The sequence below is a fragment of the Marinococcus halophilus genome, assembly GCF_002265875.1.
Classification (GTDB): domain Bacteria; phylum Bacillota; class Bacilli; order Bacillales; family Marinococcaceae; genus Marinococcus; species Marinococcus halophilus.
Window position 1 is genome coordinate 1 of the sequence record NZ_NPFA01000017.1, and the last position, 20,996, is coordinate 20,996.

General features: G+C 45.3%; 21 protein-coding genes, 2 pseudogenes and 1 riboswitch. Of the genes and pseudogenes, 10 read left to right on the forward strand and 13 right to left on the reverse strand.

Features of this window, described 5'->3' with window-relative positions; all coding sequences use genetic code 11:
- Positions 1 to 286, reverse strand: a pseudogene (locus CHL76_RS14035) (IS701 family transposase); the annotation flags it as partial.
- 271 nt (positions 287 to 557) lie between these two features.
- Between CHL76_RS14035 and CHL76_RS14040 the strand changes: the two are divergent.
- The 3 genes from CHL76_RS14040 to CHL76_RS14050 all read left to right on the forward strand — a co-directional run bounded on the left by CHL76_RS14040 (position 558) and on the right by CHL76_RS14050 (position 3,211).
- A complete protein-coding gene (locus tag CHL76_RS14040; protein WP_158219187.1) occupies positions 558 to 1,763 on the forward strand; it encodes an MFS transporter in 1,206 nt (401 codons plus the stop codon).
- A gap of 120 nt (positions 1,764 to 1,883) precedes the next feature.
- Positions 1,884 to 2,072, forward strand: coding sequence for a hypothetical protein (locus CHL76_RS14045; protein ID WP_094908867.1), 189 nt, complete (start codon positions 1,884 to 1,886; stop codon positions 2,070 to 2,072).
- Positions 2,073 to 2,455: 383 nt separating this feature from the next.
- A complete protein-coding gene (locus tag CHL76_RS14050; RefSeq protein ID WP_079476674.1) occupies positions 2,456 to 3,211 on the forward strand; it encodes a tryptophan-rich sensory protein in 756 nt (251 codons plus the stop codon).
- A gap of 634 nt (positions 3,212 to 3,845) precedes the next feature.
- Here the strand turns inward: CHL76_RS14050 and CHL76_RS14055 are convergent.
- On the reverse strand, positions 3,846 to 4,895 hold the full coding sequence (locus CHL76_RS14055) for a 2,3-butanediol dehydrogenase (protein ID WP_094908868.1): 1,050 nt from the start codon (positions 4,893 to 4,895) through the stop codon (positions 3,846 to 3,848).
- Between the two features lie 219 nt (positions 4,896 to 5,114).
- On the opposite strand from CHL76_RS14055, the pseudogene CHL76_RS16845 reads away from it, so the two are divergent.
- Positions 5,115 to 5,288, forward strand: a pseudogene (locus CHL76_RS16845) (type II toxin-antitoxin system YoeB family toxin); the annotation flags it as partial.
- Between the two features lie 77 nt (positions 5,289 to 5,365).
- Here the strand turns inward: CHL76_RS16845 and CHL76_RS14065 are convergent.
- On the reverse strand, positions 5,366 to 6,616 hold the full coding sequence (locus CHL76_RS14065) for an aminopeptidase (protein WP_094908870.1): 1,251 nt from the start codon (positions 6,614 to 6,616) through the stop codon (positions 5,366 to 5,368).
- Positions 6,617 to 6,643: 27 nt separating this feature from the next.
- Positions 6,644 to 7,051: a hypothetical protein gene (locus tag CHL76_RS14070; protein ID WP_094908871.1), complete on the reverse strand. Its 408-nt coding sequence runs from the start codon at positions 7,049 to 7,051 to the stop codon at positions 6,644 to 6,646.
- A 509-nt stretch (positions 7,052 to 7,560) separates the two neighbouring features.
- On the opposite strand from CHL76_RS14070, the gene CHL76_RS14075 reads away from it, so the two are divergent.
- Positions 7,561 to 8,073, forward strand: a complete 513-nt coding sequence (locus CHL76_RS14075; RefSeq protein WP_094908872.1) for a DUF4352 domain-containing protein — start codon at positions 7,561 to 7,563, stop codon at positions 8,071 to 8,073.
- 177 nt (positions 8,074 to 8,250) lie between these two features.
- Here the strand turns inward: CHL76_RS14075 and kynA are convergent, their stop codons facing one another.
- Both kynA and kynU read right to left on the reverse strand, forming a co-directional pair.
- Entirely contained in the window at positions 8,251 to 9,084 is an 834-nt protein-coding gene (kynA, locus tag CHL76_RS14080; RefSeq protein WP_094908873.1) for a tryptophan 2,3-dioxygenase, read from the reverse strand.
- A 241-nt stretch (positions 9,085 to 9,325) separates the two neighbouring features.
- Complete coding sequence (kynU, locus tag CHL76_RS14085; protein ID WP_094908890.1) at positions 9,326 to 10,567, reverse strand: kynureninase; 1,242 nt, start codon at positions 10,565 to 10,567, stop codon at positions 9,326 to 9,328.
- Positions 10,568 to 10,772: 205 nt separating this feature from the next.
- On the opposite strand from kynU, the gene CHL76_RS14090 reads away from it, so the two are divergent.
- The 3 genes from CHL76_RS14090 to CHL76_RS14100 all read left to right on the forward strand — a co-directional run bounded on the left by CHL76_RS14090 (position 10,773) and on the right by CHL76_RS14100 (position 13,541).
- Positions 10,773 to 11,387, forward strand: coding sequence for a TetR/AcrR family transcriptional regulator (locus CHL76_RS14090; protein ID WP_094908874.1), 615 nt, complete (start codon positions 10,773 to 10,775; stop codon positions 11,385 to 11,387).
- A gap of 280 nt (positions 11,388 to 11,667) precedes the next feature.
- A complete protein-coding gene (gene cls, locus CHL76_RS14095) occupies positions 11,668 to 13,119 on the forward strand; it encodes a cardiolipin synthase (RefSeq protein WP_094908891.1) in 1,452 nt (483 codons plus the stop codon).
- Between the two features lie 107 nt (positions 13,120 to 13,226).
- A complete protein-coding gene (locus CHL76_RS14100; RefSeq protein ID WP_094908875.1) occupies positions 13,227 to 13,541 on the forward strand; it encodes a hypothetical protein in 315 nt (104 codons plus the stop codon).
- 108 nt (positions 13,542 to 13,649) lie between these two features.
- Here CHL76_RS14100 and CHL76_RS14105 read toward each other — a convergent pair whose 3' ends face one another.
- Positions 13,650 to 14,261 carry an N-acetylmuramoyl-L-alanine amidase family protein gene (locus CHL76_RS14105; protein WP_079476680.1) on the reverse strand — a complete coding sequence of 204 codons (612 nt, stop codon included), beginning with the start codon at positions 14,259 to 14,261 and terminating at the stop codon, positions 13,650 to 13,652.
- Between the two features lie 455 nt (positions 14,262 to 14,716).
- Between CHL76_RS14105 and CHL76_RS14110 the strand changes: the two genes are divergently transcribed.
- A complete protein-coding gene (locus CHL76_RS14110) occupies positions 14,717 to 15,028 on the forward strand; it encodes a hypothetical protein (protein WP_094908876.1) in 312 nt (103 codons plus the stop codon).
- Positions 15,029 to 15,085: 57 nt separating this feature from the next.
- On the opposite strand, the gene CHL76_RS14115 is transcribed toward CHL76_RS14110, so the two are convergent.
- The 3 genes from CHL76_RS14115 to msrA form a co-directional block, all read right to left on the reverse strand.
- Positions 15,086 to 15,400 carry a DMT family transporter gene (locus tag CHL76_RS14115; RefSeq protein WP_094908877.1) on the reverse strand — a complete coding sequence of 105 codons (315 nt, stop codon included), beginning with the start codon at positions 15,398 to 15,400 and terminating at the stop codon, positions 15,086 to 15,088.
- Positions 15,400 to 15,741 (reverse strand): DMT family transporter, encoded by a 342-nt coding sequence (locus CHL76_RS14120; RefSeq protein WP_094908878.1) that lies wholly within the window; start codon positions 15,739 to 15,741, stop codon positions 15,400 to 15,402. The genes CHL76_RS14115 and CHL76_RS14120 overlap by 1 nt, the downstream gene beginning before the upstream one ends.
- Before the next feature lie 74 nt (positions 15,742 to 15,815).
- Positions 15,816 to 15,921, reverse strand: a riboswitch (guanidine-I (ykkC/yxkD leader).
- Positions 15,922 to 16,449: 528 nt separating this feature from the next.
- Entirely contained in the window at positions 16,450 to 17,577 is a 1,128-nt protein-coding gene (gene msrA, locus CHL76_RS14125) for a peptide-methionine (S)-S-oxide reductase MsrA (RefSeq protein ID WP_094908879.1), read from the reverse strand.
- Positions 17,578 to 18,069: 492 nt separating this feature from the next.
- On the opposite strand from msrA, the gene CHL76_RS17480 reads away from it, so the two are divergent.
- Positions 18,070 to 18,144 carry a hypothetical protein gene (locus tag CHL76_RS17480; protein WP_371862280.1) on the forward strand — a complete coding sequence of 25 codons (75 nt, stop codon included), beginning with the start codon at positions 18,070 to 18,072 and terminating at the stop codon, positions 18,142 to 18,144.
- Between the two features lie 98 nt (positions 18,145 to 18,242).
- Here CHL76_RS17480 and CHL76_RS14130 read toward each other — a convergent pair whose 3' ends face one another.
- From CHL76_RS14130 to CHL76_RS14140, 3 genes are all read right to left on the reverse strand, one after another.
- A complete protein-coding gene (locus tag CHL76_RS14130; protein ID WP_094908880.1) occupies positions 18,243 to 18,698 on the reverse strand; it encodes a hypothetical protein in 456 nt (151 codons plus the stop codon).
- 86 nt (positions 18,699 to 18,784) lie between these two features.
- A complete protein-coding gene (locus CHL76_RS14135; protein ID WP_094908881.1) occupies positions 18,785 to 20,086 on the reverse strand; it encodes a PepSY-associated TM helix domain-containing protein in 1,302 nt (433 codons plus the stop codon).
- A gap of 41 nt (positions 20,087 to 20,127) precedes the next feature.
- On the reverse strand, positions 20,128 to 20,700 hold the full coding sequence (locus CHL76_RS14140) for a DeoR family transcriptional regulator (RefSeq protein ID WP_158219188.1): 573 nt from the start codon (positions 20,698 to 20,700) through the stop codon (positions 20,128 to 20,130).
- Positions 20,701 to 20,996 lie beyond the last annotated feature (296 nt).

Consider the following 20,996-nt stretch of genomic DNA (forward strand, 5'->3'; position numbering starts at 1 on the left):
TGGAGGAGGCCTGCCGCCGGATGTGCTGCAGTACCGAGCGCTGGAGCTTACGCTCCAGGGCATGGTCATCCACCCGGGACGTGCGAAAAAACCGGGTCACCGATGAATGGTGGGCGTGATGATTCGCAGCTTCCTGCAGGGCCTTCACGCTCCCGTTACGGTGCTCCCGGGTCCAGCCTTCCAGCAGCTTCTGCATATGCCGGGCAGCTGGGGCGGACATAAAGAACCGGAGGTTCCATTGATCAAAGGCGTTGGCGATGCAGGAGGAATATGATACGGTAGACATGAGGCAGAATCCTTTCTCGATGGTGTTTTGGTCGATGTCATCGTACCGTATTAACGGGGATTCTGTCTCTTTGTTATTGATAATGGAAATAATTGTTAGCAAACCTGCAACATTAGAGCAGAAGTTAAATCAACATTAATGCAACATTTTATCCAATAAAGCACTTTGACGAAAGGACGAAAGCCCATGTAGGCAGCTCATCTTTTTCCCATATAAAAACTAAATACTAGTGGGTGATATGATGGGCCGTAAGCGTTCGTTCTTTTTGTTGTTGAGTAATCAGTCTATCGCCAGTGCCGGCGATATTTTTTATCTTGTAAGTATTATCAGTGTCGTTTACGAGCGCACTTCTTCCGTGTTTCTCGTTTCTCTTATTCCTTTTATCAATACATTTTCCCGGTTTCTTGGCGGACTGTTCGCTCCCTGGATACTGGAAAAAGGGAGCCTGAGATCGATTTTAGCTTCGGCGTCCATTGGCAAGGGGCTGCTGTTGATGATTCTGCCCGCGCTTCTCCTAACAAACGTGGTGTCTTCATTTTTAATATGGGCGTTGACGGTTGTAGGCCTGATTGCCGTATTCGACAGCTGGATTACGCCAGCCCGGAACGCTTCTCTCCCGAGAATCGTCCCCCGGCATTCGCTGGTTCGGGCAAACAGCCTGATGGCCATGTCGGATCAAACAATTCAATTAGCCGGATGGCCTGTTGGCGCTCTGTTCATCGTACTGTTTCCCCCGGGCGCGGTGCTTATAGGCACCTCCCTTGCCTTTATGGTGATTTCTTTTCTGCTTCTCGGCGTTCGTATTGAGAGAAGCGACGCTTCTTTTCAAACCTCTTCGGGCCCATCGATGGCAGCAGTCCTTCAAGCAGGGTGGAAGTATGTTTGGAAGCATCGTCCGCTGCGCACCATGTTTATTGTCGACGGCATTACCTCTTTAACAGGAGCCATCTGGATTGCTGCGTTATTGTATGTGTATGTTACCGACGTGCTGCAGGAAAATCAATCGTGGTGGGGGTACATCAATGCTTCTTTTTTCGCCGGCCTGATGATTGGAGGCATGCTCTGCTTCCGGTTTGAAAAGGCACTTCAGATAAAAGCCCGGTATTTTTTAATCGGCAGCTCCTTTTGTGTTGCGGTTTTCACCTTTTGGTTCGCATTTCCAGCTTCCAGCGTTTTTGCCCTGCTCATTTCCCTTTTGATCGGTATTCCGACGCAGGTTCAGGAGGTTACACAGATTTCTCTGATTCAAATCCATACGGAGGAAAAACAGCTGGCAAGGGTATTTTCCGCCAGAGACGTAATTTTAACCAGCTTTTTTGGTTTTTCTTCGCTGCTGGTTGGCGGAATCGCGGAAGTAGTGGGAGTCCGCAACGTTTTTATTATGGCTTCGCTCCTTTTGACTATCAGCGGGCTGATGTATGTACGGTACCGGAATGTATTATCGACGTCTGCCGAAGAACAAGAGCTCTCTACCTAAGAAATACTGATACAACCACCATATAAAAATAAACAGCGGCGCTTTCTGTATATAGAGGGCGTTGCTGTTTGTATTGAAGTAAATAAATCTTTCAGTTTAATAGCAGAAAGGAGAATCTTATTGAATGCAGTTGACGTGATTATTTATGCAGTGTGCTTTCTATTAATCATGACCGCCGGCGTTATTATGTTCAAAGAGTACAGAAAATCAAAAAAGGTGAGCAGGCAGCCGAAGTTCACTATATCTATATGCCTTTTACTATCGGCTTCTTTACTTCAGCTGATTTATGGTATCACCACTAATTTCTAAGAGCACAATCCCGAACGTGCATTGAGTGATTTCAAGTATTATTAAAAATTGATGACAGCACAGTTTAATAGCGTGTCAAATATGTCCAGATTCATTTTCAAACACCCCATAAATAATTTAAGACCTTTTGATAAGTAAAAGTGCTTTTTTAAGTCGATATATGGAATGACTAAAAATGTTTATCTTTAAAACAATAAACATTTCCCTATTTATGCCCACGAAAATAGCATGGAACGTCTATCGATAAATTTTTCATCCGTTCGTTGAACAAAAAGCGTTTAAAATGATCTCGAAGAGGAAAACCTAACACGCATACGTTTCTACTGCCTCTTGATCAGTAGCTACGGAAGAGACTATACATCGATGAAAAAGGAGAGAGAGTCATGACAACATCACGGCGATGGGCTATCGCTTACCTGCTCGTTTTTGGCTTTATGATTTTTTTAAATTACTGGAGTACCACCAATGTTGGGACTGTAGCAAACAACAACCAGGCGATCATCCAGCCCGCCGGCTTTGCCTTTTCCATCTGGGGTCTGATTTATGTGCTGCTATTGGCCTGGATCCTCAAGCAGTTATTCACCAGTGGGCGGAAGGAAACCGTAGTGTCCCAATTGACATTCTGGCCGATCCTCAATTTCCTGTTAAACGGATGCTGGATCATCGTGTTCACCCAGCAGTGGTTGGTCACTTCTACCCTAGTCATTGCGGCCCTCCTCTATACATTGGGCGTCATGTACACCCTCACAGCCAAAGCCGGTTATCGAGGGTTCGACCGGCTGCCTTTTTCCATTTATTTTGCCTGGGTGACGGTCGCAACCATCGTGAACGTGTTTACGGTAATGGTCAGCGCGCAGGTCACCACATTGCTGGGCCTGCAGGAATTAGGCTGGACGTTGATCCTGCTTGGAGCAGCGACCGGCATTGGCGTCCTCATTGCCGCGCGATTTCGCGACTGGCTGTATCCCCTTGTTCTCCTCTGGCCCTACTACGGCATCTATGCGGCAAATGATCGGGCCTACGCAAGCCTAGACCTGACCCTGCTGCTTACCAGTATTCTCTTAGTGTTCGTAGCGCTTATCGTGGGAATCTATCAGCTGCGTCTTCAGCAACGGACGAGCCATCCACAATCCTTGTAAGTTCTGCTGGAATCGGTGCTTCATGGTAGTCGGTTTTCTGGAAGAAGACATTAAAGTCTCCTTCTTTGATGTTGGTTGTTGGTTCTGCAGTGTATTATGCTACTAGGCAGCTTTTTTCCTAGATGGACCACCAACGTCTGTGCTTCTCTCACAGTACAGGTTTTTTGGTCATAAAAATAGAAAAAACCGCTACTCGGCGGAGCAGCGGGACGAATCGTCCTGGTTCCACATCTGATCTTACAGGGACATCGGACTTAAGCGATTGATAATGTATTCTTTTTGTCTTTATGTTTGAATACCGTGAAATAGCTCCTCCTTATAAAAAGGAAGCAGACTTCTAGCAGCTTCCCTCTTCAACGTATTCATGACATTGCGACAGATCTTTAAGCAGATGATCTTTTGAATAAGACTTCAATTAACATAATCACGATTATTAGCAATTCACAAAAAAGCTTCGCTTTCTCCGTTTGGAAAGCGAGGCTTTTTGCTTGGGCTTCATGTTTATTCTCTTTTCACGTTAAGCGTTTGCAACGTGGAAAGGGCGTGCGTGAAGGAACACTAAGAAATGTTCTCTTCCCTTCAATCATAAAACCCGTCATTAATTCAAATGGTTTGAGGGTTGATAACGTGATTGTTACGACTTTCCACTTACTCGTACAAGAATTTTTGCCTGGGACTTATCCTGCGATAAGGCTTCAAAACCACGAGGGACAATGTCGTTCAAATCAATATGATCCGTAATGACTGGATCAACATACAGCTGACCATTGGCTAACAGTTCCAGTGTTTGCTTATACGTACTTGGTTCGAAAGCAAACGTCGATTTCACGCTGACACCGGTCGTCGTTAACGACATCGGGTGGAACGTCATGTCATTAGCAAAAATAGAAACCACATTCATGATGCCCCGTGCTTTTGTAGCAGCCACGGCCTGGTTAAAGGTGACACCGATGCCTGCCACTTCAAACGACTTATCGACACCGTCAGGAACAATCTGTTTGACCGCTTCGACGGCATCTTCTTCGCCAGAATTAATGATGTGGGTGGCCCCAACGTCTTTCGCTTTTTGCAATCTGGTTTCAGACAAATCCAGGGCAATAATTTTCGAAGCCCCGGCGGCCCGGGCGGCAATAACCGTAAGAAGACCAATAGGACCTACCCCAAAAACAGCGACCGTTTCCCCTATCGTTATATTGGACTCCTTAATTGACTGCACGGCTACCGACGTTGGTTCCACCAGAGCGCCCAATTCCAGGGAAAGTCCTTCTGGTAATTTATACACGTGATCTTCAGGTACCGAGACAAAATCGGCGAATCCACCCTCCCGATGAAGACCAATAAAAGCGACGCCGTCATAGATATCGTAATGTTCACCCTTGTTTCCATAGGTAAGTACAGGATTAATAGAAACACGATCACCTACATGAACATCTTTAACGTTCTCCCCAATGGCTTCTACCACCCCTGAAAATTCATGGCCCATCGCAAAAGGCGCCTGGCCTCCGGAGATGGGATCCTGTTCCTCGTTGGGGATAAAAACCGGGCCTTCTTCGTATTCATGCAAGTCACTTCCACAAATACCGGCCCAAGCTACTCGCACTTTGACCTCGTCATTATGGATAGACGGCTCGGAACGCTCTTCCACTCTTATGTCTTTGGCATCATACCATACGGCTGCTTTCATGATTATTTCCTCCTTTATTGGTAAATTATTCCCAATTTATAAAATATTTAAACGAAACCCCGCATCTCTCTTTAAAATTTTGAGATTAACGCTTGGACAAAGCACTTTAATCGAAGTAGTCAAACGTTCATCAACATAACGGCCCTTATCGGAAGTAAAGTCGTTATATTGAAAATAACCTAGAATAATGATTACACATGCGCAACGCATAAGGCGTTAGACGGCGTTGGGAAGCCGGAGGAGTTAAAAGGAAAATTAGTCAACTTTTATAGTCGTCGCATTGATATCGAACGCCGACTGATGTATAACACGGATAAACAGCAAATTAGTATTTTTACTTGGAGGAATGAAATCTGCCACCTTGATTGGATATATAACCAAATGACAACTTAAAATGTTTTTCAGCTTAATTCATATAACATTGATTACCAACCCACTAAGAATCCTTTCACAGCAGTTAACCCTTCGAATTAGAATTGGAAATCCCCATCTCTCATTAAGATAGTTTCTTTCCCGTCTTTTTCGACCCCCACCGCCTTCATATCTTCAGTACCAAAGGCGACATTGATCGATAGGAGGGACGTATTCAGCCCGGCTTCCTCCAACGCTTGCTCCGATAGACTACTGCCGTGTTGAAGATTAGAAGGGGAGGCGTTCCCGATGCCAATATGGCAGGCCGTATTTTCATCAAACAGGGTATTGTAAAAGAGCGTATTTGTCTGGGAAAGAGGGGAATGAGTCGAAACCAAAGCAATTTCTCCTAAATAAGAAGCACCTTCGTCGGTTTCAAGGAGACATTGTAATGCTTCCTGGCCATCGGTCGCAGCATAGGACGTAATTTGTCCATCTTGAAAGGTGAGGGAAACATCCTCGATAATCCTTCCCTCATAAACAAGCGGTTTCGTAGCTGCGAGTTTGCCGTTGACCTTGTTTTTATGAGGGGCTGAAAATATTTCTTCCGTAGGGATGTTCGGAAAGAACGGAATTCCCTTGGTGTCTGTCACGCCCCCGCCAAGAAAGACATGATTGTCCGGCATCCCAACGACCAAATCGGTCCCCTGACTATTGGTAAAATGCAAAGCGTCAAACTGGCGATTGTTGAGAAACGTTTTCCGGAACTCGAAAGCTCTGTCATGGTTTTCCCAATCTTCGATGGAATGGCTTCCATCGGCACGGACTCCGTGTAAGACGACTTGCCATAACGACTGTAGCGCTTCTTCTTTCCTTAGATGAGGAAATACTTTCGTCGCCCATCCAAAGGAAGGAACAGCCAGAAGACACCAGCGTACCTCGTGGGATCTCGTCTTGGCATAATATCTCTCCAGTTTGTTGCGATAGGCCTTTTGAACGCGACTCGTCCTTTCGGGGGAAACATCTGTAAAGACATCGAAGCTTTCAGAAATGAGATGGATGTAGGCAGCACCCGCATCGCCCCATTCGTTCACGCGCGCCTGCTTCCAATCAGGAACGTGATCGATGGCTCCTCCTGCAGCGTGAAGGTAAAATGCCCGGGTCGACCATTCATCCCTCCAGTCCATCACTACATTGGACGCCCCGGCCTCGTAGGCTGCCGTTTGGACAAGACGCGCAAAAGCGGCATGCTTGATGTCACTATGTATTACCACTAATTGATTTTTCTGTACATTGATTCCCATTCGTACCGCAAGCTCGGCATATTTTTTCAACGATTCGTCACTGATAAGCTCATCGATATTTTCCATTCTCCCCTACTCCTTTTATAGAAACTGCTAGATCTCTAACCATTGCCTACCTATTATAAGCAGCATTAGCCACTCGAAGATCCCTCCTAAGATCCACCAACCACACCAATAATCATCGTTATTATTACTTTCCTTTTTCCATTGATAGGTTCCAAACACCAGGTAGAGGGAACAAAGAGGAAAAATAATGACAAAGAGCGAAAGATAGCCTGGCCACTTTCCCAGGTTCATGGGTAATACGGTAAGAAAAGCGATACTAGCGGTAAACCAACGTGTAACATTTCGATGAGTCTCATTCGCATAGTTTTTAAGGCGATCCTGCCCATTGCGCTTCATATACCATCGCCTCGTTAGTTTCATCGTTAAGGCCATGCCACCCGCCAGCAACAATAAGCTGGAAAACAGTTCCACGAAAAACCACAGTTGTTCGTTCATCACGTTCCCTCTCTCTTTGTTTTTCTTTTGCCATGGCACTATCCAATAAAAAGAAAAAGTTTATCTCGAAACTAGTCGATGTTTTTTTGCACGGAGGCCGGGAGTTCAACGATGAGCTTATCTTTCAACCCTATTAAGACGGATGATTGCAGGCGGTAATTTTGCATTTTCAATGCGTCAACTCTTTAGCGCTTCTCATCTTCTGCTTAATTGTGGCTTTGGTTTGAACGACGGATATTTGAAAAATACCTGCTCTGAAAATTTCAAACGACATTTTTCTCTTTTTTGTTTCTCCGCGCAGAAAAAGATTTATCAGTAATGATTTCGAAAGCAATTAGATTGCAGGGCAAATTTTTGCATTCTTATAGGCTTCAGTCGCCATCTAGCGTAAGGGCATTGATCAGTACCAAATTGTTTTTCACCTTTTTTATTTTCATATCAGGTTAATGCGTTGCTTACAGCGGGAAAGGATTTTATAGCGTTAATAGGGCAAAAAGGAGTTGACCACTTTGCAAAAACAAATTATTACGATGAGTACAGCTCTGCTATTGAGCGGCGGGCTTTTAGCTGGGTGTGGCGGAAACGAAGAAGAAACGCCCTTCAGCTCGCAAAATTACGAAGGGGGCGAAGAGCAGCAGGACGACCGCGAGGTAAATATAATGAGTCCTGGTGACACTGCTACAGCAGATGGCATGGACATTACCATCGATTCTGTGGAGTTCACTTCCAGTGAGGAGAATACTAACGGAGATACCAACGATCTTTTAGCAATAAACGTCTCTGCGACAAATACAACCCAAGAATCAAAAACGCTTTCTCAAGAGAACTTTGAACTTTTTAACGAAAGCGGGTATACCCGCCCGGTGCATAGAACTGGGGAGTCTATCCCTGCCACTCTCAGCCCAAATGAGGAAGCCAGCGGCACCATTTATTATGATGCTAAAGAGGGGAACAAGTTCCAAATTGAATACATGAGCCCTTCTACAGAAGAATCGACCCCCGTTTGGGAGGTGCCGTCATAGTTATCGGCCAAGGATGTTATATTTTTCACTTTTATGAGGGCTCTTTTGCCCAGTGGCACGGTCGATAATTATTTTCAATGTGTTTGCCGGACCCTTATTTTTTGTAGTTTAGTTGCTCTTTCTTTTGGCTTGTGATAGCACAAATAAAGAGCAACCCTTTCGTATGCCATTGGAACATTACAACTTTGTTCTAAGGTTCCATAGCTCTGGAAAAAATTGCTGTTCCAGCACCTTTTGTAAATAACCTACACCTGACGAACCGCCGGTCCCGCTTTTAAACCCGATAACCCTCTCCACCGTTTTCATATGTCGAAAACGCCATTGTTGAAAGCAATCTTCGATATCTACCAACTTCTCCCCAAGTTCATACAAGTCCCAATATTCATTGGAGTTTTGATAAACTTCAATCCAGGCGCCTTCCACCGTTTTATCAAACTCGTAGGCTCTGGTAACATCACGATTTAAAACCTCTTCAGAAATATGAAAACCCGCCCGGCTCAATGCATGGATTGATGCATCATAAATACTGCCGGAATAGTACCCGGCTTCTAATTGTTTTAATAGTTCAGGATCTTTTTCATAGATCTTTAAAATAAAATCTGTCTTATAGCCCAGGGCAAATTCTATTAATCTGTATTGATAGGATTGGAAACCGGATGAACTTCCGAGCGCCTCTCTAAACTCTAAGTATTCAGCCGGAGTTAACGTCGACAGCACGTCCCAGGCCTGAATGATTTGATTTTGGATTTCGGAGACCCGGGCCAGTTTTTTAAAACTTACAGATAAATCCCCTGTCTCAATAGCATGTTTGGCAGCATGAAGCTCATGGAGGATTAACTTCATCCATAACTCGCTCACCTGATGAATGATAATAAATAACATTTCATCGTGATGGCCGGATAATCTATTTTGGCTGGAAAGAATCGTGTCCAGATTCAAATACTCGCCATAAGTCATTTTCTTTTGAAAATTTGTTTCAATATTCTCTTCTCCACTTGTTGGATTAGTCATTTTAACACTTCCCGTTCATCTATTTTTTTCATAAGCCTACTTATAACGGAATGGAGAGATTCTTTGGTTATATTCATCTGTCTTTACACAAGTAAGCTCTAAATCATGAGCAGCAGCTTCCGTCCCAAAATAAGGGCCTGCGAAAACGGGGCATCTCCGGCTCAGTGCGCAATATCAGGGCGCAGGGATTGAAAGTGGTTTATTTATTCGCAAGAACCAGGTATTTAGCAGGCTTTCTTTTCTAAGCGATAATATTACGCTTATTTTCGTATTTTTTGTATGTTTCCTCAGTCATAATACGCTTTAATACGTTTACGGTTTCCCATATATCATAGAAAGAATTGTATAGTGCCACCGGTCCGATTCTAATGAAATCCGGCGCTCTAAAGTCTGGCACAATTCCTTCGGCGTTCAGTGCTTTACAAATGCTTGCGGCATGGGTATGTTGCACGAGCAAATGTCCTCCGCGCTGTTTATGATCCAAGGGACTGGCGATGCTGAAATGAAAACCGCTTAATTCATGGGTTATTAGCGTAATCATATAATCAGTAAGCCTGAGCGATTTTTGTCTAACCTGTTGAATTCCAGCTTCATTAAACATAGCAAGCGAGCCAAGCAGCGGCGCCATACTGAGTATATGCGGGGTCCCGATTTCATAAGCACCGGCATCTGCGTCTGGAGTCAATTCATGGCTCATATCAAACTGAACCTCTTTCTTTGAGCTGAACCAGCCTGCAAGTCCCGGTTCCCGGCCAAAATGTTTTTTATTAACATAAAGCCCGCCAACGGCTCCCGGCCCCCCATTTAAATGTTTATAGGTACACCACACTGCAAAATCAATATCCCATTCGTCGAGCTGGTGCGGAACCGCTCCGATGGAATGACACAAATCGAACCCAACGATAATGCTGCGCTTATGTGCTTCGGCAGTGATTCTTTCCATATCCAGGATTTGCCCGCTTCTATACAGTACGCTTGGTAAAAATATGAGGGCGACATCGTCGCTCATGCTTTCAATAATTTGCTCTTCAGCAAGCATGCCATTCTCACTCTGAACTCTCACTAATGCATTTGCCGGGTCATACCCCTTAAGTTTCAACTGGCTTTTCAATGCATAAATATCTGACGGGAACGTAGCATCATCTGCTAAAATCTTATATTTAGCTGCCGTGGGCTGATAAAAAGTCGATACTAATTGATGAATATTTGTGGTGGTGGAGCCAGTAACTATCACCTGTTCTTTTTCTGCTCCAATTAATGGCGCCGTCATTTCACCTAATTGCTGGGCCATATAGAACCAGGGGTTTTCTCCCTTGCTCCAGCCATCAATCCCTAACGTTTTCCAATCGTTTAATCCATCCAAAAGTGCTTGTTCTGCTCTTGTAGAAAGCAGCCCGAGGGAGTTCCCGTCCAGATAGATCATATCTTTATCCAAATAAAACTCGTTACGATAGGAACGCAAAGGATCTGACTCATCCATCATTGCTGCATATTCTTCTGTACATTCGTTTGGCTGCGTCAACCTCGTTCACCTCTATTTAATATTTTTTCAGAATTATCATTAAATTAATACTATCATTATTTGACACTATGTCAATGACACTATGTCATTAAAAACTAATTATTTTATTCTATTTTTTCTTTTTCATGTTACGGTTGTTATATAAAAAATCAGTAGGAGAGCTAAAATGAGTAATAATAGAAAACAACAAGCAATGGAAACAAAGCAGAAACTACTTTATGCCGCCCGGGAGGTCTTCTTTGAACATGGGTTTAAAAAGGCAACTATACGCCAGATTAATCAGAAAGCAGAAACCGGACACGGTACAGCATATGTATACTTTAAAAATAAAGAGGATTTTCTGGTCGAGCTGATGCTCGAAACCATGGAATCCTTCCATAATATCGCGGCCATTCCTTTTCGGCCTTCCTCCCAGAGTGAAGCACATAAGCTAATCGCCCACCAGGTTGAACAATTTTTATCATTAGCGCTTGAAAAAAAACAAATAATGAAAATTTTTAAAGAAGCAATCGGTATTTCAGCTAATGTCGAATCGAATTGGCAGCATATTCGTAACCAGTTTATAGAAAGTATTACAAAGGATATCGTTTATGCCCAACGGTATGCCCTGGCACACCAGCATTTAAATCCTTCTATCACTGCCCGGTCCTGGTTTTACATGAACGAGATGTTTATGTGGGAACTTGTCGAGGATCAATACACAGATGATATTGAAGAGATTATTGAACATATGACGAGCCTTTATATGAATGGATTATATATCAGTACCTCCCATGGATAAACGGCCCGTACGCAGGCCTGTACTATTATGTATTCTCTTTTAATCGTTATCACATTTGATCATTAATATGTTTCCAGCTGCCTCCACCAAAAAAAGCAGAAGCCAAGCAGCATCTTGAGTGGCTTTTACCATGATCGATTTGGCCGCAGCTATCCTTTAAGCTGGTATTTTTCTTCCCTTTATGTCCCTGCTCTCCAAATAATGCTATTATTTGGAGACCTGCTTTTTAGAGCAAGCTTTAGTAAAAACATGGATTTAGAGAGGAGTAGAAAAAATGGGCATTGATATTATATCTATCTTATTCGCTGTGCTGCTGGTTTTTAATGTTTTTTCCGCTTTTGTGATTGTATTTCTTGAAAAACGGCATCCGACTACCGTCTGGGCCTGGCTTATGCTGCTGTTTTTTCTGCCGATTTTAGGCTTCGTACTGTATTTGATCTTCGGACAGAATTTAACCCGGAAGCGTTTGTTTGATACAAGCGAAATGAAAAGCATCGGCATCGAAGACCTGATTCAGGAACAGCTCGGCGCCGTAAAGTCCGGGTCTTTCTCCTTTTCGGATGATATTGCGGCCAAGCACCGGGATTTGATTTATATGCACTTAAAAAATGACGGAGCTATTCTGACCCAGCAGAATGACGTTCAGATTTACATCGATGGCCAAAACAAATTCGACGCTTTGCTGCATGATATTTCCCAGGCCCGGGATCATATTCATCTGCAGTACTACATTCTCCGAAATGATAACCTCGGCTCTCAAATCATTGAAGCTCTCCGACAAAAAGCGGCCGAGGGCATCACCGTCCGGGTGCTCTATGATGATATGGGCTCAAGAACGTTAAGCAGAAAAGATCTGAACGGCATTTTGGCGGCTGGCGGGGAAGCCGCTGCATTTTTCCCCAAGCGCCTGCCCTTGATTAACCTGCGGCTTAATTACCGCAACCACCGGAAAATCGTAATCATTGATGGACAGATTGGTTACCTCGGCGGCTTCAACGTAGGCGATGAGTATGTTGGCCTAAGCAACAAGTTTGGTTATTGGCGTGACACGCACTTGCGGCTGGAGGGGCAGGCTGTTAAAGCAGCGCAGACCCGGTTTGTTCTCGACTGGAACCAGGCTCATTCCCACTCGAAGATTCGCTACGACGACCGCTATTTTCCCTCTCTCTTTGCGTCCGGACCCTGCAGCACCCAGATTGTATCGAGCGGCCCGGACTCCGAATGGGAACAAATTAAAAATGGGTATATTAAAATGATCAACTCTGCCAAGCACTCTGTCACCATTCAAACTCCGTACTTCATTCCGGATGAAAGCCTAATGGATGCGATACGCATCGCTTCTCTTTCCGGCGTTGATGTGCGTATCATGATCCCTTCCATGCCGGACCACCCTTTTGTTTACTGGGCGACGTACTCCCATGTGGGAATGATTCTCCGGGCCGGCGCGAGAGTCTATATATATAATCGCGGGTTTATCCATGCCAAAACGATCACGGTGGATGAAGAAATCAGCTCGGTCGGCACTGCTAATATCGATGTGCGCAGCTTTCGCTTAAATTTCGAGGTGAATGCCTTTATCTATCATGCCGCCACCACGAAACGTCTGGTTGATGCGTTTCATTACGACATGGGGACTTACGCCTCTGAACTTACTCTTGAAGCTTACCAGCAGCGCTCCCTGTGGATTCGAAGCAAAGAAGCGGTGTCCCACCTATTGTCACCCATTTTATAGCGCAAAAAACTTTTTAGGTATGCTATGATAAAAAGACAAACATCTTTTAAAATGAAACGAAGCAGAAACAGTACTTGCCTCTAGCTTAATAAAAGGAGTTGATGTTGGTGACAGGATCCCAGATTACTTCCATCCTTTCCTATATCAGCGTGTTTTTTGCCCCAATCTTTGTGCCATTAATCGTGTTAATCGCTGGAAATAATTATTCCCGGGCCCATGCCGGGAAAGCTCTGGTCTCTCATCTGATTCCGACGCTCATGATCCTAGCCATCGGTATCTGGGTGTATTTATCCGACGGTATGTTTGCGTACTCGAATTTTTTCTGGACACTTTTATCTCTTATTGCGCTGGTCCAAGTCATCATTATGATTTTAAACGTGCTCTGGGCCATACGGGTGGCAAGAGAGGAACCCCAGGAATAAGAAGAATAATAAAGACGGGCATCGTAGAACAATACGACGCCCGTCTTTATTTCGTTTATTTAAAACAAGAAACCGTTCGGCTGGCTTTTATGTAAAGAATGGCTCTAATTAAAAATGCTGATGAATCCCTAAGTATAGAGCATTTGCCGCCTCGTTCCGAAACGCACTGTCTTTCATGCGTTCTGCTTCCTGCTTGTTTGTCACAAATCCAAGCTCGACAAGAGCCGCCGGCATTTCTGTGTTGCGCAACACACTGAAATTAGCGGTTTTGACGCCCCGGTCCTCACTGCCGAATTCATCCACCATGTGCTCCTGCAGGTTGAATGCCAGTCGTTGTCCTTCTTCGCTTGTTGGGTAATGATAGGTTTCCGTTCCTTCTGCATAAGGAGTGGCAGCCGCATTGGCGTGAACGCTGACGAAAATATCTGCATCCTTGCGATTTGCGATCTCCGCCCGATCTTCTAAGGGAAGGTATTCATCTCTCTCCCGGGTCATGACCACCTCAGCACCGGCCTGCTCCAGCCGCTGCTTGGTCCGGTACGCTACATCATATACCAGTTCTTTTTCATGCAGACCATTATCCAATGCGCCTGGGTCTTCTCCTCCGTGTCCCGCATCCAGCGCGACTGTTTTGCCTTCTACAGAGGCTTCCGCCTCATTAACGAAAACACCGCCTCCCAATAAGAAAATGGTTAACACGATGCCGATGTATTTTTTCATGTTCAAATCCTCCCAAAGAAGTAATTATCATACATGTCGACTGTACTAATCGAAAGCGGAAACGACAAGCTGCAAAAGTCGATCCTACCAATCCCCTTACCAAATAGATTCGGCCTAAACGACAATGTTTGACTTCGCATATAAGTAGGAAAAATGTGTATGATAGAAAAGGATTCTGTACGGGGCGGAGTACTAAAAGCGTTGCTCTTTTTAACCAGGCTTTGTTCATTTAAGGTGCTTCTCTTACCGGCCCTGATTTTTTCTTAAACATTATAAAATATACCAAGTTAAGTTGCTGCCTGCGTCAGGAAAGACCATAATACCACCTTAATTTCGATCGAAGGTTTTATAGTAAACTAGCAGGAAAAAGAAGATGACAGGCTTGCGAAAGCAAATAGTTACGATAACTTCCCCTCTGTTTTTAAGCGGAAGGGTCTTAGCGGGAGCCAGTGAAAATGAAACAGAAGTGTTTTTTAGCGCTGAAAACTATGAGGGGTGGTGAACAGCAGGAGGGCCGTGAGATCAATATCATAAGTCCTGGCGACACCGTTACGGCAGCTGGCATGGATATGGCGGTCGACTCTGCGGACATCTCTTCCAGCGAAGAAAATGCTGACAGCGAAATGAAAGCTCTATTAAAAGTGATTCTCTCTGAGACAAACCAAAACGGGGAATCAAAAACACTTTCGCAGGAAGAGACGTCTTATTTTGCTTTATGTGCATATTCTGTCGGTTCCTTATTTTTCATGCGATTGGAGTCTGGCTGACGCTGGGTGTCATAACGCTAAAAAAACGCCGGCTCAGTGGAAGAGCCGGCGTTATGATTAAGCAACGAGTTTCAGTCCTACTGCTGCGCCTAACACCATAAGGATGAACAAGAGCCGCTGCCAGTTTTTCTTTTCCCCGTACAAAATCATCCCTGCCAGCGCACCTCCGGCTGCTCCAATGCCTGTCCACACTGCATAGGCCGTCCCCATTGGCAGGGTCTTCATGGCTTCAGATAGAAAAAAGAAACTTGCCCCGAATCCGATAATTAACCATACCAAGGATCTCCAGCGCCGGTCTTGATGCATTTGATTGATCATCATCACACCAAACATTTCAAATAATCCGGCTAACACGAGCCACACCCATGCCATTAAGAATCAGCTCCTTTCTCTTTGCTTTCCGTCGTCACCAATTTCAAACCTACCACGCCGGCCAAAAGCAGCATAACTAAAACGATCTTTATTATACTGAATGCCTCGCCAAAAAAGACAATTCCTGAAAATACTGTCCCTGCTGTCCCGAGTCCGACAAATACAGCGTAAACCGTGCCTACTGGCAGTTTTCGGCCTGCCATGATCATAAGGTAAAAACTGACGATAATACAAACCACCGTTCCGCCCCACGTCCAGACGCTCTCGGCATGCTTTAATCCAATAACCCAGCCTACTTCAAAAATCGCGGCAATCACCACTTTGATCCAGTTTCCGTTCATCTTAATGGTGCCTCCTTTTCTTTATTTCGTTCACAAATCAAAAAAAGCCCGGGAGACAGCTGTATACAAACAGCATCTCCCAGGCTTTTATCCTTCCGTGTGCACGGTGTGTTCTACAAGAACCGTGTGTTTTCTCTCGGACCAGCCAGTCTGAACTGCGGAACCCTAGAAAACATTCCCTTATTTGATTAATTTCATTATATATTATAAGAAACACCAAGGCAACCCTTGAGCTTATTTTATGTCGAGTAGACAGGCATTGTTATAAACACTTTGATCGCTATCCTCAAAGGAGATCCCTACACATCTTTTAGGAAAATTTCCCTCTTCTGCTAATTCTTTATTTGTTCAGGTGTTACTCTTGTAAGAATCTTATTTATGAATCAAACTCTTGCGCACACACGCTGTATTTTGTCAGTTCAACCAATTTAGTTACTCAGGCAATAGACCACTCCAGCCAGGAGGCCCTACGTAAATGGTGGTAATTCGTCTCAAACAGCCGAATGCAGCCAATTTTTATCACTCATCAGCGCCGGCGGCGAGTCAAAAGTTTTCTCCACTCAAATTAGAGGCCTCAACAGTACAACGCCTAACAGGAATATCAATCCCAAACGTTTAATCTAATTCATTGCTGTAATGTTCTTTAACACTTAAGGAAGGTTTGCTTTTGAAAAGCTTGAACCTATTCCAAAGAGAGTTTCTGGTCTGCTATTTAAAATCGTCCGCATACTTTTCGTATTCAGTGCCTTCCAGTTCGTCAGCCGGGATAAACTCCATCGCTGCTGAATTCATGCAGTATCTGAGGCCTGTCGGCTCAGGTCCGTCTCGAAAAACGTGTCCTAAATGTGAATCTGCATGTTTGCTGCGAACTTCCACATTCGTTCCAAGAATACCGGTGTCTTCTTCATACGTAATATTTGCGAGCTCCAATGGTTTCGTAAAGCTTGGCCAGCCTGTTCCGGAATCATACTGGTCAAGCGAGCTGAAGAGAGGCTCACCGGATACAATATCAACATATATACCCTCTTCCCCGTTATCGTGGTAGGCATTATCGTACGCAGGCTCCGTTCCGTCTTCCTGCGTCACTTCATACTGCATGCTGTTCAGTTCCGATACGGCCGCTTCTTTATCATCAACGGCAAATGGGGATTCCGTGCTTACCTCATATTCTTTATCCTCTCCCCATACCTTATCTAAAAAGGCATCGCGCCCGGAATTATTTCTGTAATATTCATATCTTCCCGGGTTTTTCTTATAGTAATCCTGGTGATAGGCTTCTGCTTTGTAAAACGTATCATATTGTTCAATGGAGGTTACAATGTCTTCATCAAACCGGCCGGACTCTTCGAGCTCCATTAACGAGGCTTCCGCTGCCTGGCGCTGGGCCTCATCATGATAAAACACTGCCGATAAATAAGGCTCTCCCTTATCCACAAACTGCCCTTCGTCATCCGTCGGGTCAATCTGGCGCCAGAAAATCTGCAGCAGGTCCTCGTAGCTGATCTGCTCCGGATCGTACGTAATTTGCACTGCTTCCTGGTGTCCTGTCTGCTTGCCTGATACTTCTTCATACGTAGGATTTTCCTCCTCGCCGCCCGTGTAGCCGGAAACCACACTGACGACGCCGGAACGGGATTCAAATGGCGGCTCCATACACCAGAAGCACCCTCCAGCGAACGTAGCCTGCTCCATCCCTTCCAGATCCCCCTGCAATTCCGATTGCTCCGTAGCAACCACTTCTTCATATTCATTAGCCGTAAACGCCTGGTACAAATACCAGCCGCCTGCCAGCAGAATAACCGCCGCTATACTAAAAAACCACCGTTTTTTATTCATACAGCACCCCTTTTGTATCTTTTCTTTCATTATAAGGAAAAGGGGCCGACTTTAACATCATTCCAACTTGTCCGCACTTATATTAGTGAATGTTATTCGAACAAAAGACACCAATCAATGTTTTCAATGTTTAGTTATTACCTGCTCGTTAATTTACCAGCTGTAGCAATAATACGCCCACGAGCATTCCAATGAGAAAATATGCCAGAAACCGCACGAATTTATTCTTCACCTTGAACCACCACCTCAAAAATGTATAGCCGTCTAGGCTGTAAATAATCTTAATGTGTTCAATATACTGTTCGAAAAAGCAATTGTATACTAAATCTATACTCATTTATAAAAATGAACTATCTTGCTGTTCGATCCAAAACTTGAAGACAAGGAGACGAAGAGTGTGAATCAGCGACTGATTAAAACAGAAGCATTTATGGCAGCCGTCCTGGCGGGTGCTTTGTATTATGCAAGCGGATACTCCTGCCAGACCTTTCCATGATCGGGTATGCGGTTAATTCCATGATTGACGCTTATGTCTACAATGTCGCTCCCACGTACATTCTTCCCTAAAATTTTTAAAATGGCAAAAAAGAAGGCCAGCTATAGCAGCTGGCCGCCAGTGTGGGTATTAAACGATAAGAGTGATTCCTGGGAAAACGTCCTCTTTACTAATGATGACTGCTGCTGTGCCCTGATTCGTGTCCGCCTCCCAGCATTTCCTGCTCCTCAGAGGTTAAATCCCCTACGCCCACTTGTTTGGCTGTCTGCAGCTCGCTTTTGTGTTCTTTTAACTCCGCTTCGAACGTATAAACGCCGTCGTCCGGCACCCGTACGGAAGCCGTATAGACGCCCTCACCCGATGAGTCCGCTCTCTTTGTCTCAATCTTTTCCTGCTCGGCGTCATATACTGTCAGGCTAACGTCTCCCTGAACCGAATGCGGCTGCTCATTCTGAAGTAAATGAATCTGCACAGGAACAGCATCTCCTGGCGCCACGTTTTCTTCCGTATGAATGTATAAACTAGCAGGAGCACTGGTTCCGTAATCCTCATGGTTACTAGCATCTATCGCTGAGCATCCACTTGCCAGCAGCAGGACGGTTATTCCCCAAAGCATGATTTTCATTATTACTGCTCCTTCTTATGAGGCATAGAAAAATGATCGTAAACGCCGGCTTTGGCGAATCACCAGCCGATCAACCGCAAAGATAATTAATACCGATAAACCGAAGAGAGGAAAAAGGATCCCAAAGCCGATGATAAGCACGACAAACCCCCGGAACCTCCACAGCTGCTCATGCTTCTCGGCGCTCCAAGCTGACCTTCCGGACGCCGGGACCACCACAGCCAGATACCGCTCAGGATCATCCCGATCAGTCCCAGGCAGATGAAGAGCCCGGCCAGCTGGTTCCAGATGCCAAACTGCAGACCTTTATGGATGGTAATACCCATGGCCATCGTTTTGGCGAGCGGCGGATACTGTTCCCACCTGTAATCCGCTAGTAGACTTCCAGTATACTGATTTATATGCATCGTGACTTCCTCCTGGGCCTGGTCCGGGAAAGCAGATACCGTGTAGACCCCTTCACTCGAAGAAGGATAAAACACATCGTATCCGGAAGTCACATCGGTTTGTTCCGCCTGGTCTACGACCCGGTCGATCGATATTTGTTCATAATTGTTGTCTGCATATGATTCCGGCACCGGCATCTGCTCGGCAGCCCAGGAAACATCCCCCGTTTCTTCGGTAACCTGGTCGGACACCGGAGCGTCTCCGACCCAGGTCGACGGCGGATAGCCAATGCCCTGGCTAGTCGTCAGCTGCTGAAACCCGTTTCCCCAAAAGCCGGTCCAAAGCATTCCGGTCAACAAAAAGAAGGCCAGGCCGCCGGAAATCCAAAAGGCCGGTACCGAGTGCCAGCGCTTGCGTCTCTCACGGTCTTTATTCGATTTTCCCGGCAGAAAGCTTTTCCGGGAGGCCATCTGTTGTCGGGACGGCCACCAGAGATACAAGCCGCTGATCAGCATAAAAATGGTCCAACAGGCAGCGGTCTCCACAATACGGTCTCCCGCGGTACCAGACATTAGTTCTCCATGTAATTCTTCAACCCGGTCCATGATCCGGTGTTGGTCCATCAGTGTGCCGGTGCTCTCCAGGGTATAGGGATTCACAAACACCGTCATTCCCTCCCCAGAGGCGTTGGTCATTCCCACTTCTGCCGCTTCGCCCTCCCCGGCCGGCGGCTGGTAGCGGGTCACCGTACCGTCAGGGTGCTCCTCCATGGCAGCGCCGGTAATCGCAGAGGCTTCCTGTTTCTCTCCTTCTGCGGCCACCTCTACATAGTCCTGATACAGCCATTGTTCGATATTGCCGCGGAACAAATAGGTCGCTCCCGTAATGGCCAGCATTAACAAGATTGGCGTCAATATAATACCGGCATAAAAGTGCCACCGCCAGAACACGTGATGATGCTGCCGGTTCATTCTATTCTTTTGGCTCCTCTGTTGTTTCATGTCTTCCTCCTAGTATAAGTTGCTCCGCGTCCGTTCTTTCTCTAATTCTGGCCGGGGTCCGGCGTGCAGCAGGACATTGCCGAAGCGACAGCTGTCACAGCCTGAGAGAAATCGTATAATTCCCCGCCAAATCCTGCTTGGAATTTGACTGCCTGAGCTTGATGTTGAAATAGTAATACCTGTGGGGCACAGCAATGCAAGCATTCATCGGCTCCAATTAAAAAAATACCCAGGCGCGCATTCATGGTGGTCCCCCGCAGAAAATCACGCCCTATCACCTGTTCTTCTTCGCTGCCGTGATGGGCCATAAACATCAGCAGGCAATGCGGGCAACAGAAATGAGCCATCGATCCATCAGCATGCATGAGCTGCGCTGCCTGAACCGAGAATGATTCCTGAAAGCAGACGCCGCATTGTCTTGATTGCACCGAAGGCTGAAGGTATTTGACACCTCCAGGCACCCGTTCAATTTCTTCATCCTGAATCAATTTTTGGATATCCCGGTAAATGGTCATTTCGGATACGCCCAGCTCTTCTTTCAAAAAAGCAATGCGGACGGATCCATGCTGCTTTACCCAGGCCAGGATTTGTTTTTGTCGTTTTTCAGGAATCACCGGCACTCCCTCCTTATGTATTCTTCTGTGAAGCAATTAAATGATACACACCCACTGGTCGGTTCATCCCACATATACAATGGCACGTCAGTCACATTTGTGTACCATCATCATATCCGTTTTCAATTGTTATTGCTGTGAACATTGTTTGAAAATGTTAAAAATCATCAAACTTTAACATGACTGACACATATACCGTTTTCAAAACCGAGGCTTTTAATTATCTATTTAGATCACGTAAAAAAGCCTTCATGTTTTTCACTAAACATAAAGACTTTTGTCGTCTTCTGAAATTC

Excerpts from the sequence above, each read along its gene's own strand:
- CHL76_RS14050 (WP_079476674.1), top strand. The coding sequence starts at position 2,456 with ATGACAACATCACGGCGATGGGCTATCGCTTACCTGCTCGTTTTTGGC.
- CHL76_RS14055 (WP_094908868.1), bottom strand. The coding sequence starts at position 4,895 with ATGAAAGCAGCCGTATGGTATGATGCCAAAGACATAAGAGTGGAAGAG.
- CHL76_RS14065 (WP_094908870.1), bottom strand. The coding sequence starts at position 6,616 with ATGGAAAATATCGATGAGCTTATCAGTGACGAATCGTTGAAAAAATAT.
- CHL76_RS14070 (WP_094908871.1), bottom strand. The coding sequence starts at position 7,051 with ATGAACGAACAACTGTGGTTTTTCGTGGAACTGTTTTCCAGCTTATTG.
- kynA (WP_094908873.1), bottom strand. The coding sequence starts at position 9,084 with ATGACTAATCCAACAAGTGGAGAAGAGAATATTGAAACAAATTTTCAA.
- kynU (WP_094908890.1), bottom strand. The coding sequence starts at position 10,567 with ATGATGGATGAGTCAGATCCTTTGCGTTCCTATCGTAACGAGTTTTAT.
- CHL76_RS14090 (WP_094908874.1), top strand. The coding sequence starts at position 10,773 with ATGAGTAATAATAGAAAACAACAAGCAATGGAAACAAAGCAGAAACTA.
- CHL76_RS14105 (WP_079476680.1), bottom strand. The coding sequence starts at position 14,261 with ATGAAAAAATACATCGGCATCGTGTTAACCATTTTCTTATTGGGAGGC.
- CHL76_RS14110 (WP_094908876.1), top strand. The coding sequence starts at position 14,717 with ATGAAACAGAAGTGTTTTTTAGCGCTGAAAACTATGAGGGGTGGTGAA.
- CHL76_RS14115 (WP_094908877.1), bottom strand. The coding sequence starts at position 15,400 with ATGGCATGGGTGTGGCTCGTGTTAGCCGGATTATTTGAAATGTTTGGT.
- CHL76_RS14120 (WP_094908878.1), bottom strand. The coding sequence starts at position 15,741 with ATGAACGGAAACTGGATCAAAGTGGTGATTGCCGCGATTTTTGAAGTA.
- msrA (WP_094908879.1), bottom strand. The coding sequence starts at position 17,577 with ATGAATAAAAAACGGTGGTTTTTTAGTATAGCGGCGGTTATTCTGCTG.
- CHL76_RS14130 (WP_094908880.1), bottom strand. The coding sequence starts at position 18,698 with ATGAAAATCATGCTTTGGGGAATAACCGTCCTGCTGCTGGCAAGTGGA.
- CHL76_RS14135 (WP_094908881.1), bottom strand. The coding sequence starts at position 20,086 with ATGAAACAACAGAGGAGCCAAAAGAATAGAATGAACCGGCAGCATCAT.